Below are 14,477 nucleotides of genomic sequence, written 5' to 3'. Positions count from 1 at the left end.
CATCATGCGATTGCGCAACGAGGCCGAGGCCCTGCGCGAGCAGCTGGAGGCTGAACAAGAGGTGGGCGGCGACATCTCAAAACCACAACTCGCCAAGCTTGAGGGGCTTATCCGGGACTGCCAGAAAGTGGAGAAAACCCTTGTCGCACAAAGCAGCCAATTTGCATCCCTCACAGAAAGCGGCCCCGCCCTTGATCTCGACAGCCTGCGCTCCGATCTGCGCTGCCGACTTGCTTCCTTACGTACCTGCTGTGATGAGCGAGATGTTTCTGGAAGAACTGCCGGATGAACTGCTGATTGCGCTGCCCTATCTGTTCGAACACTGGGCCCTGTCGCATCAGGTGCCACCCACAGGCGACTGGCGGTCCTGGGTCATTCTGGGAGGGCGCGGAGCAGGCAAAACCCGTGCCGGGGCCGAATGGGTGCGCGCACAGGTCGAAGGCAGCCTGCCGATGGAACCGGGGTCTGCCCGGCGCGTGGCCTTGTTGGGCGAAACCTATGATCAGGTGCGTGATGTAATGGTGCAGGGGGACAGTGGCATTCTTGCCTGTTCACCGCCGGATCGACGGCCCACATGGAAGGCTGGTGAGCGCAAGTTAATCTGGCCCAATGGCGCGACAGCGCAGGCCTTTTCTGCCCACGATCCCGAGGCGCTGCGCGGGCCTCAGTTTGATGCGGCCTGGGCCGATGAACTGGCCAAATGGAAAAAAGCTCGGTCCAGTTGGGATATGCTGCAATTTGCCCTGCGACTGGGGCAGGACCCAAGGGTGTGTGTCACCACCACGCCGCGGAATGCTCAGGTCCTGCGTGACATACTGGCGCTTCCCTCCACAGTCGAAACCCATGCTACAACAGAGGCAAACCGGGCCAATCTGGCGCCGTCCTTCCTGACCGAAGTACGGGCACGATATGCAGGGACGCGGCTTGGGCGACAGGAGCTGGAAGGTGTTCTGCTGTCAGATGTCGAAGGCGCATTGTGGACCGGTAAAATGGTTCAGGCGGCGCTGCAGGATCACGTTCCTAAACTGGATCGCGTGGTGGTGGCTGTTGATCCGGCGGTGAGTGCTGGCAAAACGTCAGATGCCTGCGGGATTGTCGTGACCGGTGCCATTCTGCAGGGGCCGCCACAAGACTGGCGCGCCTATGTGCTGGCGGACCGAACCGTCCAGGGGGTTAGGCCGCTGGCATGGGCCCAGGCTGCAATTGCCGCAATGCAGGAATTTGGCGCTGATCGTTTGGTCGCCGAGGTTAATCAGGGCGGAGCACTGGTGGAGAATGTATTGCGGCAAGTGGACCCTTTGGTGCCCTACAAGCCACTGCACGCCAGTCGCGGGAAATCGGCCCGCGCGGAGCCGGTCGCTGCACTGTACGAACAGGGGCGGGTGCTGCATGCGCCGGGCCTGGCGGATCTGGAACAGCAGATGTGCCAAATGACGTCGCAAGGATATCAGGGGGCGGGTTCTCCGGACCGGGTGGATGCACTGGTCTGGGCTTTGCATGATCTGATAATCAGCCCCGCAGCCATGGTGCTCAGGCCCCGGCTCAGAGCCCTGTAATACAAAAGCGCCTGCCTTTCTGGCAGGCGTTTACTCAATGAATTCAGATTAATATGGGCTTTTGTTCACTAGGTGTTGCGCAGGTGGCGTTCGCTCTGGATCGAAAATCTTCAGGGCCATCAGGGATAACTTTCTCAGCAAAGGGGCGACAGTGTCCCAAACTTGAGGATGAGGAATAGTCATGGTCTTTGACGTCCTGAGGCGCAAAAACAAACCTATCGAGCAAAAGGCAAGCGCTGCATCCCATGTGGTGGCCTGGCACAGTGCGGGTCGTGCCGCCTGGAGCCCGCGCGACAGCAGTTCTTTGATCCGCAGCGGTTTCGCAGGCAACCCAGTTGGCTTTCGCTGTGTCAAACTGATCGCCGAGTCAGCGGCAGCGCTGCCTTTGGTGCTACAGGATCAACAGCAACGGTTTGAACAGCATCCGGTGCTGGCCCTTCTTGCCCATCCAAATGCCGCGCAAGGGCGGGCCGAACTGTTTGAAACTCTGTTTGGTCAGTTGCTTCTGTCCGGCAATGCCTATGTCGAGGCCGTGGCTGGAGACGACGGGTTGCCATTGGAGCTGCATGTGTTGCGCTCGGACCGGGTTACTGTGGTGCCCGGCACCGATGGCTGGCCGCAGGGGTATGACTATCAGGTGGGCGGGCGCAAACATCGCTTTGAGATAGCCGGAACTCGCTCGTCCGTATGCCATATCAAAAGTTTCCATCCTCAGGACGATCATTACGGTCTGTCACCGCTTCAGGCGGCAGCAATGGCGGTGGACGTTCACAACAGCGCCTCTCGGTGGTCCAAGGCATTGTTGGACAACGCCGCACGTCCCTCGGGGGCCTTGGTTTGGAAAGGATCTGATGGACAGGGGACCATGGCAGATGATCAGTTCCGCCGTCTAAGTGACGAAATAGAAGCGAATTTTCAGGGTGCACGCAACGCCGGAAGGCCAATGGTCTTGGAAGGTGGTCTGGATTGGAAACCTATGGGCTTTTCGCCCAGCGATATGGAGTTCCAGAAGACCAAAGAGGCAGCCGCGCGTGAAATTGCGCTGGCCTTTGGGGTTCCTCCAATGCTGCTGGGGATCCAGGGTGATGCGACATATGCCAATTACCAAGAAGCCAATCGGGCGTTCTACCGGCTAACAATAGTACCGTTGGTCACCCGCGTCGTCGCAACATTGATGCATTGGCTGACGGGATTTAACGGTGAACCCCTAACGTTGAAGCCGGATCTTGATCAGGTGGCGGCATTGTCCAGTGAGCGAGACGCGCAATGGGCGCGGGTTAGCTCGGCTGAGTTTTTAAGCCGAAGTGAAAAGCGGACCTTGTTGGGTTTGCCGCCAGAAGACGGAGGTGCGGAGGATGAATGACGGGTATCCACCCTCCTTTGATTGCGCACCGGGGTTACGTCTGGCGGCGCATGAGAGAGTGAACCAGCTGCAGCAGGATAATCTAAACCGGCGGTTAGACCGTCTGGAACAGATGATGGAACGGTTAGATCGCCGGTTGTGGTTCACAGTTTACGGCGTGGCTGCGGTGGTTTTGGCACAGGCCTTTCGATCATTCCTGATGTTGTAATAATTCAATATGTTACATGGAGTTTCTGATGGATTACACATCCCAGTTGGAACATAAATTCACCTCTTCGAAAATGGCGATCAGCCTAACCGAGGGCAGCATCATTCAGGGCTACGCAAGCCGGTTTGGCGAGGTTGATCAATGTGGCGACATGGTCATGAAGGGCGCCTATGCTGCCTCGCTTGCAGCCCTGTCTGCCCGTGGAAGTAAGGTAAAAATGCTATGGCAACATGATCCATCCCAACCGATTGGGGTTTGGGACCAGGTGCGCGAGGATGAACGCGGGTTATGGGTAAAGGGCCGTCTTTTGGTTGAAACCCGCCGTGGAGCAGAGGCCGCAGCACTGATTGCTGCAGGGGCGATTGACGGGTTGTCGATTGGCTATCGTACAAAACGGGCCAGCAAAGGGGACAAGGGCGAACGCCGTCTTTGTGAAGTTGACCTGTGGGAGGTGTCTTTGGTGACATTTCCAATGCTGCCCACCGCGCGAGTAACAACCAAAGAGGCGCAAGACCCTGTTGTGGCGGCACTACACGATATGACTTCGGCATTGAAGCGGGCGCGTCAACAGATGGCCGCGCACTGACAGGGTGCATTAGCGCAACAATCAAACAGACAGGACATGTAGATGAGCAATACTCCTCCCTCGGCTCAGGTAGTGGACGCCGCCCCTCTTATTCTCGAAGTCACCCAAGAGGTGAATGGTTTTACAGGTGATTTCAAAGAGTTCCGGGAAGATATCAACGCAAAATTGAAACAAACAGAAGAGCGAGTGACCATGTTGGATCGAAAAACCCAAATGACTGCGCGGCCGCAATTGTCTGCCGGAGTTGAGCTAGGTGCGCCACATCAAAAAGCGTTTCAGACCTATTTGCGATCTGGCGATGATGATGGGCTGCGTGGCCTGCAACTGGATGGAAAATCTCTGTCTACTGCGGTGAACAGTGACGGCGGATATCTGGTCGATCCGGTGACCGCAGAAACGGTTACTTCGGTCCTTCAGTCTACCGCATCAATCCGCTCTATCGCTGCAGTGGTGACAGTCGAGGCCACATCCTACGACGTGTTGATCGACCATACAGATGTCGGTGCGGGCTGGGCAACCGAAACAGATCCCAGCGTTGAAACCAGCACTCCGGTGATCGACCGGATTACCATCCCACTGCACGAGTTAAGCGCACTCCCCAAGGCCTCGCAACGGCTGCTGGATGACAGTGCATTTGACATCGAGTCCTGGTTGGCCGGGCGGATTGCGGACAAGTTTGCCCGCGCCGAAGCCTCGGCCTTTTTGAATGGTGACGGGCTCGACAAACCAACCGGTATTCTGACCCATCCTGTGGTGGATAATGACAGCTGGAGTTGGGGCAACGTCGGCTATGTTGTGACTGGCAGTGACGGCAGTATTGGCGATGGGGATGCCATTGTTGATCTGGTGTACGCGCTTGGGGCGCAGTATCGCGCAAACGGTGTTTTCATAATGAATTCAAAGACTGCCGGGCTGATCCGCAAGCTAAAAGATGGTGATGGCCGGTTCTTGTGGTCGGATGGGCTTGCGGCGGGTGAACCTGCACGGCTGATGGGATATCCTGTGTTGGTGGCTGAAGATATGCCGGATGTGGACAGCAACAGCTACTCCGTCGCTTTTGGGGATTTCTCTGCTGGCTACACCATTGCTGAACGTCCCGATTTGCGAGTGTTGCGCGATCCGTTCAGCGCCAAGCCCCATGTGTTGTTTTATGCCACCAAACGCGTCGGCGGAGATGTCAGTGATTTTGCTGCCATCAAGCTGCTGAAATTCGGCCTGACCTAAACCGTCAAGCCGATGACGCGGCCGGCAACCCGGCTGCGTGAGCGGGTGCACTTCAACCACCTCTGTGCCGTCCAGCTGCTCCCCTCCGTCCGAGCGGCATGGGGAGAGGTGCGCCCGCTGTTTTCAATTCTGTCCCAAAGGGACGTCAGTTTGCGGAGTAATGTGATGATGTTGACCGAACAAACGCCGGTGCCCGAGGCCGCGCTGCCGTTAGAGCCGTTCAAGGCGCATCTGCGGCTGGGGACCGGGTTTGGCGAAGACAGCCTGCAAGACGAGGTCTTGATCAGTTTCCTGCGGGCCGCCATCGCCGCGATCGAAGCAAGGACCGGTAAGGTTCTGTTATCGCGGCAGTTTGTTCTCAACTTGCACCAGTGGAATGATCGATCGGCGCAGGTGTTGCCCCTGGTGCCGGTGACAGAAGTCAGTGCTGTGGTTCAGGTAGATGCCGAGGGCGTCGAAGAGATACTGGCGTCCAGCCAGTACCATTTGATCCAGGACAGCCAACATCCGAAGCTCTGCCCAACAGGCAGCCTGTTCCCCCTTGTGGGTACTGGTGGTGCGCTACGCATCACCTTGACGGCGGGCATTGCGACAGATTGGGGCGGGCTTCCGGCTGATCTGGGTCAGGCTGTGCTGATGCTGGCATCGCATTATTACCAATACCGCGATGACACCGGCCTGTCCGGTGGCTGCATGCCCTTTGGTGTCACCAGCCTGATTGAACGGTATCGCGTCGTCCGGCTCAGCCTGGGGCGGATGCAATGACTGCGCCGGTTCTGTCGCGCCGTCTGACGCTAGAGGATCCACAGCGCGCCAGTGATGGTAGCGGTGGTCATGTAGAAACATGGCAGGCATTAGGTGAAATATGGGCTGAATTTCAACCGCTTACGGGGCGAAGCAAAGTGCAGGGAGGGGCCGATCTTTCGCTTCAACGCTATCGGGTGACCCTGCGGGCCTCTCCGGTTGGATCTGCCAGTCGCCCACGTCCGGACCAACGGTTCCGTGATGGCGCACGATTGTTTGTGATCCATGCCGTGGCCGAGGCAGACGCCTTGGGGCGGTATCTGACCTGTTTTGTGCAAGAGGAGATCTCGGCATGAGCTATGCTTTGTCTGCTGCATTGCAATCGGCCGTGTTTCAACATCTGGGCAACGATCCTGCGCTGGCTGGTATAGCCATCCATGATGCGCTGCCATCGGGCACAGTGCCGCCAATCTATGTGCTGTTGGGAGATGAAGATGTGCGCGACGGGTCGGACAAGTCCGGCGCTGGTGCATTGCATCGATTTACCCTTTCAATTCATTCGGATAGCGCCGGATTTTCAAGCGCAAAACAACTGGCTTCTACGCTTTGTGATAGTTTGATCAGCGCCCCGCTGGTCCTGTCACGGGGACAGCTGATTGGCCTGTGGTTTGACCGCGCCAATGCCAGACGATTGAGCGATGGAAGCCGTCGGATCGAGTTACGGTTTCGCGCCCGGGTTGAGGATGACTAAGGGCCATAGAACATGAGGCGGAGCCTGATCTGTCGGTCGGGGGACGTAAAAGTGATGCCTAGTACTTTGAAGTAATTGGAGAAACGAAATGACGGCCCAAAACGGCAAGGATCTCTTGGTCAAGGTGGACATGACCGGCGATGGACAGTTTGAAACTCTCGCAGGGCTGCGCGCCACGCGGATCAGTTTCAATGCGGAAACGGTGGATGTCACCAGCTTGGAAAGTCAGGGCGGTTGGCGCGAGCTGCTGTCGGGTGCTGGGGTTCGGTCTGCCTCTATTTCGGGGTCGGGTGTGTTTCGCGATGCGGGATCTGATGAACGTGCACGGCAGTTGTTCTTTGATGGCGAAACACCGGACTTTCAGGTGATCATCCCAGATTTTGGCATCGTCGAAGGTGCATTTCAGGTCTCCGCTTTGGAATACGCCGGCAGCCACAATGGTGAGGCCACCTATGAACTGGCCTTGGCCAGCGCGGGTGCGCTGACCTTTACCGCGGTTTGAGCCATGAGCAATCCTTGGGCAGGTGAAGTGACGCTGGTGATCGAAGGAACCCCTCGGGTGATGAAACTGACGCTGGGGGCTTTGGCAGAGCTGGAGCACTCCCTGGCGGTTGGATCTCTGGTGGATCTGGTGCAGCGGTTCGAAAGTGGTGGGTTTTCCGCGGGTGACGTACTGGCGTTGATTGCTGCTGGGCTGCAGGGGGGCGGACACGCGATGACGCCTTCGGATTTGGCCAAAGCAGAAATAGAAGGTGGGGTACTGATGGCGGCACGCGCTGCAGCACAGCTCTTGGCGCGGGCCTTCATGACGCCAGAAGAGACATGAAAACACTTGACTGGTCTGCTCTGATGCGAGCTGGGCTGGTTGGGTTGCGGCTAACACCAGACCAGTTTTGGCGCCTCACCCCAGCCGAGCTGAGTCTGATGTTGGGTCAGGGTGTTGATCAAACTCCGATGGGTCAGGCCGGTTTGGCCAGCTTGATGGCGGCATTTCCTGACCAACCCATCGACACGGGAGAAAAAAATGAGTGATCACGAGGCATTATCGGATCTTGAGGCCCAAAGCGAGGGCCTGGGCGATGCATTAGGTGACGCTGCCGGTATGGCGGCGACCTTTGACGCTGAACTGCGCCGCGTGCGTGAGGCGTTTGCGGCCACCGGGCGTGATGCCGCCACGTTGGAACGCGGCATGTCCAAAGGGCTGCGTCGCGCCTTTGACGGAGTGGCCTTTGACGGCATGAAACTTTCCGAGGCGCTGGAAACCGTGGCGCGTTCAATGATCCAGACCACTTACAACGCGGCGATCAAGCCGGTGACCGACCACGTCGGTGGGTTGCTGTCCGATGGAGTGGCAGGGTTGATCAGTGGGCTGCTGCCTTTTGGCGATGGTGCTGCGTTTTCCCAAGGCCGGGTGATGCCTTTTGCGCGCGGTGGCGTGGTCAGTGGTGCAACAAGTTTTCCCATGCGTGGTGGCACCGGGTTGATGGGCGAAGCAGGCCCCGAGGCGATCCTGCCGCTGGCACGTGGCCCGGATGGTGCATTGGGGGTGCGCGGTGGCAGTGGCGGGTCAGTCAAGGTGGTGATGAATGTCACCACGCCTGACGTGCACAGCTTTGCCCGCAGCCAGGGCCAAATCGCCGCACAGATGAGCCGGGCCTTGGGGCGTGGCAACCGCAATCGGTAAAGGCCATCGCGCTGCCCGGTCGATAGGCCGGGCGCGCCTGATCTTGGGATCAAGACAAGACACCAGCCATGAGCAGGATTGGAGACAGCAGCTATGACGTTCCACGAGGTAAGATTTCCAGCCAGCCTGAGCTTTGGTTCTATTGGTGGTCCCGAGCGGCGCACGGACGTGGTGACACTGGCCAATGGTCATGAGGAGCGCAACACCCCCTGGGCGCATTCGCGCAGGCGCTATGACGCTGGGCTGGGGCTTCGGTCGCTGGATGATATCGAATTGCTGATCGCATTTTTTGAAGCGCGACAGGGCCAGATGCATGGGTTCCGCTGGAAAGACTGGTCAGATTATAAATCCGCTCGGGCTTCGGGCGACGTTGATTATCGTGATCAGGTGATCGCGGTGGGGGATGGCACCACGGTCAGCTTTCAGCTGTGCAAAACGTATAAATCAGGTGACCAACTTTATGAACGCCCGATTGCCAAACCTGTGGCGGGTTCGGTGCGGGTGGGCGTTGAACAGGATGAACTGCGCGAGACCGTGGATTTCTCTTTGGATGTGTCCAGTGGTCTGATCACTTTTGTACATCCGCCTGCGGAAGGCATGAGCATTGTTGCCGGGTTTGAATTTGATGTGCCGGTGCGCTTTGACACTGACCGGATCCTGACCAGTGTTTCCAACTTTCAGGCGGGTGACGTGCCTAATGTGCCAGTGGTCGAGGTACGGGTATGACAGCGGGTGTCAGTGCTGCATTTCAGGCGCATGTAGAGCAAGGCCTGACCACCCTGTGCCGAGCCTGGCTTGTCACCCGTGCTGATGGGGTGACCTACGGATTTACCGATCATGACCAGAACCTCGCGTTTGAAGGTTACAGCTTCCAGGCCGGCACCGGCTTGACCGCGCTGGCGCTGCAACAGGCGACCGGACTGTCGGTGGACAACACCGAAGCGATTGGGGGGCTGAGTGACGCAGCTATACGCGAAACGGATATTGAGGCCGGTCGGTTTGATGGGGCCGAAGTGCGCTGCTGGATGGTGAACTGGGCGGATGTGACCACCCGTTGGTTGATGTTTCGCGGATCCATGGGCCAATTGCGCCGCGCGGGCGGTGCTTTCCATGCCGAACTACGGGGGCTGAGCGAAGCCTTGAACCGACCTTTGGGGCGGGTCTATCAAAAACCCTGTACGGCCGTGTTGGGCGATGAAACGTGCCGGTTTGCGCTGGATACACCGGGATACACCGAGCAACTCCCTGTCGAGCAGGTCGAGAGGCAGCAGGAATTTCGCTGGCAGGATCTGGCTGGGTTTGAACCGGGATGGTTTGCTCGTGGGCAGCTAGAGGTGCTGTCTGGGGCAGCGCAGGGGTTAGGCGGCGTGATCAAGCAAGACCGGTCGACGGGAACCTTCCGGGTGATCGAGCTGTGGCAGCCGTTGCGGGCAGAGATCGCAGCGGGCGATATGGTTCAGCTGGTGGCGGGGTGCGATAAGCGGATGCAGAGTTGTCGGTTGAAATTCAACAATTTGGTCAATTTTCAAGGCTTCCCGGATATCCCCGGCGAAGACTGGGTGATGTCGGTGCCCAAGCAAAACGGGACTGCAACCGGCGGCAGTCGCAGATGACTGTGCTGGCGGATCAGGTAGTGCAGGTGGCGCGGACATGGATTGGTACCCCTTATTTGCATCAGGCGGCCAGCAAGGGCGCAGGCTGTGACTGTCTGGGGCTGGTGCGCGGGATCTGGCGAGAGGTGCTGGGAGAAGGGCCTGCCCAGGTGCCCGCCTATTCCAAGGATTGGTCCGAACCGCAGGGGGAGGAACGTCTGTGGCAGGCAGCCATGCAATATCTCGTGGGTAAACCACTGGATCAGGCGGCTGTTGGAGATGTGATCCTGTTTCGGATGCGACATGGTGCGGTGGCCAAACATCTGGGGATCCAGTCCCGCACAGAACAGCCCTGGCGGTTTGTCCATGCCTATTCGGGCCACGGTGTTGTCGAAAGCCCGCTCAGCATCCCCTGGCGCCGTCGTATCGTCGCGCGCTTTCACTTCCCCGAGGAGAAGATCTGATGGCAACCATTCTATTGTCGGCAGCGGGGGCTGCACTTGGGGGATCTGTTGGGGGCACGGTGGCCGGGCTTTCATCCGTTGTTGTGGGGCGTGCTGTTGGTGCGACATTGGGCCGGGTGATTGATGCGCGGTTGCTGGGCGCAGGGTCGGATCCGGTGGAAACCGGCAAGGTAGACCGGTTTCGCCTGACCCATGCCAGCGAAGGCGCGCCGATTCCGCAGATCTATGGCCGGATGCGGATTGGCGGGCAGGTGATCTGGGCCTCGCAGTTTCAGGAAAGTAAAACCATCAGCGGTGGCGGTGGTAAAGGTGCGCCTAGCCAGCCCACCGTGACCCGCTATAGCTATTCAGTCTCGCTGGCGATTGCGCTGTGTGAAGGCGAAGTGGCCAGTGTGTCCCGTGTTTGGGCAGATGGTGAGGAAGTGTTAATTGCAGATCTGAACCTGCGTTTGTACCCCGGCACTCAGGATCAGGACCCTGATCCGGTTATTGCAGCAATTGAAGGTGCAGATCAGGTGCCTGCCTATCGCGGCACCGCCTATGTGGTGATCGAAGATCTTGCACTGGAGCCTTTTGGCAACCGGGTGCCGCAATTTTCATTCGAAGTAATCCGGGCAGAGCAACCGGATAGTGTGACCTATGAAAAGGATCTCGGTCAGCTGGTGCGCGGAGTGGCGTTGATGCCGGGAACGGGTGAATACACCCTGGCCACCACAGCGGTTCATTACGACCACGGGCCAGGGCAGGCGCAACCAGCCAATAGCCATGCGCCCTCGGGGCAAACGGATTTCCTGACCTCAATGCGGGCGCTGGAAGAGGAACTGCCAAGCTGTGACGCGGCTTCGTTGGTTGTGAGTTGGTTTGGCAGCGATCTGAGATGTGGGCATTGTAGCCTGCGTCCCAAAGTCGAGCAGGCGCTGTCGGATGGGGGCAATATGCCCTGGACTGTATCCGGGGTAAGCCGCTCCACGGCTCAGGGCATCACCCAAGAGGATGACCGCCCAATTTATGGTGGCACCCCAGCGGATGCCTCGGTGGTTGAGGCGATCCGACATATGCGGGATCAGGGACGCCGGGTGATGTTCTATCCGTTTATCCTGATGGACCAGCAGCAGGGCAATGGTCTGCCGGATCCCTGGAGCGGGGCCATGGATCAACCACATCTGCCCTGGCGGGGGCGGATCACATTGTCTGTGGCTCCGGGGCGGGAAGGGACACCAGATCAGACCGCGGTAGCGGATGCAGAGGTAGCAGCCTTTGTTGGTACGGTGACTGCGGCGGATTTTGCAATTGGGGACGGTACTGTAACCTATAGTGGCCCGGAGGAATGGTCGTTGTCGCGGTTCATCCTGCATTATGCAGCGCTCTGTGCCGCGGCTGGTGGGGTTGAGGCTTTTTGTATTGGTTCCGAGATGCGCGGGTTGACCCAGATCCGTGGGGCCGCTGGTTTTGCTGCGGTGGAGGCATTGCGGCAGTTGGCGGCTGAGGCCCGGATCCTGTTGGGGGCAGAGACCAAGATCAGCTATGCCGCTGATTGGTCCGAGTATTTTGGCTATGACAGCCCTGAAGGCGATCACCTGTTTCATCTGGATCCCCTATGGGCGGATGACAATATCGATTTCATCGGTATCGACAACTACATGCCGTTGTCGGATTGGCGCGAAGGAGAGGATCATCTGGATACACAGGCTGGGGTGACCAGTATCTATGATCCTGCCTATCTGGAGGCCAATGTCGAAGGTGGCGAAGGCTTTGACTGGTATTATCACTCACCCGAAGCCGAGGCGGCACAGATCCGCACAGAGATCAAGGATACAGCTCACAGTGAACATTGGATCTGGCGCTACAAGGATTTAGTTGGATGGTGGCACAACGACCATCATGAGCGCATTGGTGGTGTGCGACAGGCCTTGGCCACTGCATGGGAGCCACAGAGTAAGCCCATTTGGTTCACCGAACTGGGATGTGCCGCCCTAGATAAGGGAACCAATCAACCCAACAAATTTCTAGATCCCAAAAGTTCGGAATCTCAACTGCCAAAATTCTCAAACGGATTGCGGGATGATCTGATCCAAACCCAATATCTGCGCGCTGTGCTGGGACACTGGGGACAGGTGGAGAATAATCCAATATCCGAGGTCTACGGGGCGCCGATGCTGGATATGGCCAATGCTTATGTCTGGGCCTGGGATGCCCGTCCTTTTCCGGTGTTTCCCAATGCGCTGGATATTTGGAGCGACGGCGACAATCACCCGAGAGGGCATTGGTTGAACGGCCGGGTGGGGCAACGCACATTGGACTCGGTTGTGGGTGAGATCTGTCAGCGCGCTGGGCTGGAGGCCGGCAGCTATGACGTCTCGCAGCTGCACGGAGTGGTTCGCGGGTATGTTGTCGCGGATGTCGGCGAAGCACGGGCGGCACTGCAACCCTTGATGTTGCGCTTTGGCTTTGATGCGATTGAACGCAATGGGGTGCTGACGTTCCAGATGCGCAATGGGCTAGGGGCGGTGGATCTGGATCCGGATCTGTTGGCGATCAGTCACGCAGTAGACGGGAGTACAGAGCAGATCCGCGAAAGTGAGGCTGAACTGGCAGGCCGGGTCAGATTACGGTTTGTGCTGTCTGGCGGCGATCATGATGTGGTGGGGGAAGAAGCAGTGCTTCCGGATCAGGCCACCCACGCCGTGAGCCAAAACGATCTGCCGCTGGCCCTGACCCGTGGTGAGGGTCGTCAGGTGGTGGAACGTTGGCTGACAGAGGCCCGGGTGGCGCGGGACACTATCCGCTTTGCTCTGCCACCATCTGCCATGGCGCTGGGCGCAGGTGATGTGGTGCGGCTGCCAGACAGCAATGGTACCAAAACCCTTTACCGGATAGATCAGCTGGAACAGACGGAATTGCAACTGGCCGAAGCTGCGCGCATCGAACCCGAGGTTTATACGCCTTCCGAGATGGCCGAAGACCTGCCGGGGCTAACGGCCTTTGCGGCCCCAGTACCGGTGTTGCCGCTATTTTTAGATCTTCCCCTGATGCACGGCGATGAAATCCCACATGCGCCACTTCTTGCGGTGACCGCACAACCCTGGCCAGGGACAGTGGCCGTGTATGATTCAAACAGCGATGATAACTATGTGCTGGATCAAATCATTGCTGCCGGGACAACTATTGGTATCACCAAATCCCCGTTAGCGGCGGCTCCAACCGGGCGTTGGGACCAAGGCGGTGATCTGCATGTGAGCTTGATTTCGGGTAGTTTGCAGAGCCGAGAGGCTGATGCGGTGTTGAATGGGGCCAATCTGCTGGCCATCGGTGACGGTACCAGCGGCAACTGGGAGCTTTTACAGTTTCAGGAGGCGGAGCTGATCGGTCCGGATAGTTATCTGCTGCGGCGACGTTTGCGCGGGCAATTGGGGAGTGACGCGCTGATGCCCGCAACCTGGCCCGTGGGATCCTGGATTGTACGGTTGGATGGAACACCTGCACAGATAGGGCTGACCCCGGCCCAGCGGCGGATTTCGCGGCATTACCGCATTGGGTCGGCTCGACGTGGCTATGATGATCCCTCTTATGTCCACAGGACTGAGGCTTTTGATGGCAATGGCTTGCGCCCCTACAGCCCGGTCCATCTAGAACAAGTCGGTGCGCTGGGCGAGGATGTGGTGTTCATTTGGATCCGCCGTACCCGGATTGATGGCGACAGCTGGGATCTGCCCGAGGTGCCCTTGGGTGAAGAGACAGAACTGTATCGCGTTCAGGTCCTGCGCGGCGAGACCTTGGTGGGGGAGTATAGCGTGAACACCCCAAGTTGGAGTTATAGCCCCGGTGCGCAGGTTGCGGATGGTGTGATTGCCGGAGACAGGGTGGAAGTGACACAAATCTCTTCCAGATATGGCGCGGGATTGCCAGCAATGGTGATTTTAGGGTGATGCGGCCGGTGCTGCATGGGGATGTGACCTCGGTGGCACGGGCGCTGCTATTGGTTGGTAAGGAAGCGCGTGAGGGGCTTTGTCAGCATATTTTTGTGCAGGCAGATCAGGCCGAGGAGTATGTGCGTTTGAGTGGACGATTACACTCTTCTTATGGCAATGGGTCACTGATGTCGGCGGCTAGGTATTACAAGCTGGCGGATGAGCCCAGCTTTGATAACATCGAATACTGCCAGTGCTTTGCTTTGGTACTGCACCGGTTGATGACGCGCTATGACCCGTAGGTTTGAGGCATTGCTATCTTGTTATGGCAGACCCGCTGCTGATTCATTCCACACGAGAATATGAGCCATCAAGACTTTGCATTTGGCAAAAGGCA

Annotated in this window: 18 protein-coding genes; all 18 read left to right on the top strand. The window is 58.2% G+C overall.

All coding sequences use genetic code 11. The annotated features are described in order from the left end of the window. Positions 1–4: 4 nt before the first annotated feature. The 18 genes from GO984_RS02920 to GO984_RS02835 all read left to right on the top strand — a co-directional run bounded on the left by GO984_RS02920 (position 5) and on the right by GO984_RS02835 (position 14,382). Positions 5–289 carry a recombinase gene (locus tag GO984_RS02920; RefSeq protein ID WP_245230969.1) on the top strand — a complete coding sequence of 95 codons (285 nt, stop codon included), beginning with the start codon at positions 5–7 and terminating at the stop codon, positions 287–289. Beyond that, positions 264–1,556, top strand: coding sequence for a DNA-packaging protein (locus GO984_RS02915; protein WP_209279375.1), 1,293 nt, complete (start codon positions 264–266; stop codon positions 1,554–1,556). Before GO984_RS02920 ends, GO984_RS02915 begins: the two co-directional genes overlap by 26 nt. A gap of 181 nt (positions 1,557–1,737) precedes the next feature. Next, entirely contained in the window at positions 1,738–2,919 is a 1,182-nt protein-coding gene (locus GO984_RS02910) for a phage portal protein (RefSeq protein ID WP_157021038.1), read from the top strand. Further along, positions 2,912–3,127 (top strand): GTA head formation protein, RCAP_rcc01685 family, encoded by a 216-nt coding sequence (locus tag GO984_RS02905; protein WP_157021037.1) that lies wholly within the window; start codon positions 2,912–2,914, stop codon positions 3,125–3,127. Before GO984_RS02910 ends, GO984_RS02905 begins: the two co-directional genes overlap by 8 nt. A gap of 28 nt (positions 3,128–3,155) precedes the next feature. After that, a complete protein-coding gene (locus GO984_RS02900) occupies positions 3,156–3,713 on the top strand; it encodes an HK97 family phage prohead protease (RefSeq protein ID WP_157021036.1) in 558 nt (185 codons plus the stop codon). A gap of 42 nt (positions 3,714–3,755) precedes the next feature. Further along, on the top strand, positions 3,756–4,937 hold the full coding sequence (locus GO984_RS02895) for a phage major capsid protein (protein WP_157021035.1): 1,182 nt from the start codon (positions 3,756–3,758) through the stop codon (positions 4,935–4,937). A 165-nt stretch (positions 4,938–5,102) separates the two neighbouring features. After that, complete coding sequence (locus GO984_RS02890; RefSeq protein WP_157021034.1) at positions 5,103–5,702, top strand: head-tail connector protein; 600 nt, start codon at positions 5,103–5,105, stop codon at positions 5,700–5,702. Continuing rightward, a complete protein-coding gene (locus GO984_RS02885) occupies positions 5,699–6,037 on the top strand; it encodes a head-tail adaptor protein (protein WP_157021033.1) in 339 nt (112 codons plus the stop codon). The genes GO984_RS02890 and GO984_RS02885 overlap by 4 nt, the downstream gene beginning before the upstream one ends. Further along, positions 6,034–6,432 carry a DUF3168 domain-containing protein gene (locus GO984_RS02880; RefSeq protein WP_157021032.1) on the top strand — a complete coding sequence of 133 codons (399 nt, stop codon included), beginning with the start codon at positions 6,034–6,036 and terminating at the stop codon, positions 6,430–6,432. The genes GO984_RS02885 and GO984_RS02880 overlap by 4 nt, the downstream gene beginning before the upstream one ends. Positions 6,433–6,520: 88 nt before the next feature. Continuing rightward, on the top strand, positions 6,521–6,934 hold the full coding sequence (locus GO984_RS02875) for a phage major tail protein, TP901-1 family (RefSeq protein WP_157021031.1): 414 nt from the start codon (positions 6,521–6,523) through the stop codon (positions 6,932–6,934). A 3-nt stretch (positions 6,935–6,937) separates the two neighbouring features. Further along, the gene (locus tag GO984_RS02870) at positions 6,938–7,258 is read left to right on the top strand and encodes a gene transfer agent family protein (protein WP_157021030.1); all 321 of its coding nucleotides are present in this window, start codon (positions 6,938–6,940) and stop codon (positions 7,256–7,258) included. Beyond that, the gene (locus GO984_RS02865) at positions 7,255–7,464 is read left to right on the top strand and encodes a rcc01693 family protein (RefSeq protein ID WP_157021029.1); all 210 of its coding nucleotides are present in this window, start codon (positions 7,255–7,257) and stop codon (positions 7,462–7,464) included. The genes GO984_RS02870 and GO984_RS02865 overlap by 4 nt, the downstream gene beginning before the upstream one ends. Further along, positions 7,457–8,116, top strand: a complete 660-nt coding sequence (locus GO984_RS02860; RefSeq protein WP_157021028.1) for a phage tail tape measure protein — start codon at positions 7,457–7,459, stop codon at positions 8,114–8,116. The genes GO984_RS02865 and GO984_RS02860 overlap by 8 nt, the downstream gene beginning before the upstream one ends. A 93-nt stretch (positions 8,117–8,209) precedes the next feature. After that, the gene (locus GO984_RS02855) at positions 8,210–8,842 is read left to right on the top strand and encodes a DUF2460 domain-containing protein (RefSeq protein ID WP_157021027.1); all 633 of its coding nucleotides are present in this window, start codon (positions 8,210–8,212) and stop codon (positions 8,840–8,842) included. Continuing rightward, positions 8,839–9,729: a DUF2163 domain-containing protein gene (locus tag GO984_RS02850; RefSeq protein ID WP_157021026.1), complete on the top strand. Its 891-nt coding sequence runs from the start codon at positions 8,839–8,841 to the stop codon at positions 9,727–9,729. The genes GO984_RS02855 and GO984_RS02850 overlap by 4 nt, the downstream gene beginning before the upstream one ends. Then, on the top strand, positions 9,726–10,172 hold the full coding sequence (locus GO984_RS02845) for an NlpC/P60 family protein (protein ID WP_157021025.1): 447 nt from the start codon (positions 9,726–9,728) through the stop codon (positions 10,170–10,172). Before GO984_RS02850 ends, GO984_RS02845 begins: the two co-directional genes overlap by 4 nt. Beyond that, on the top strand, positions 10,172–14,098 hold the full coding sequence (locus tag GO984_RS02840) for a baseplate multidomain protein megatron (RefSeq protein ID WP_157021024.1): 3,927 nt from the start codon (positions 10,172–10,174) through the stop codon (positions 14,096–14,098). The genes GO984_RS02845 and GO984_RS02840 overlap by 1 nt, the downstream gene beginning before the upstream one ends. Continuing rightward, positions 14,098–14,382, top strand: coding sequence for a DUF7742 family protein (locus tag GO984_RS02835; protein WP_157021222.1), 285 nt, complete (start codon positions 14,098–14,100; stop codon positions 14,380–14,382). Before GO984_RS02840 ends, GO984_RS02835 begins: the two co-directional genes overlap by 1 nt. Positions 14,383–14,477 lie beyond the last annotated feature (95 nt).

It is taken from the genome of Parasedimentitalea huanghaiensis (genome assembly GCF_009753675.1).
GTDB lineage: Bacteria > Pseudomonadota > Alphaproteobacteria > Rhodobacterales > Rhodobacteraceae > Parasedimentitalea > Parasedimentitalea huanghaiensis.
Note: the sequence above shows the minus strand (reverse complement) of the source record. Positions and strands in the feature narration are given on the sequence as shown.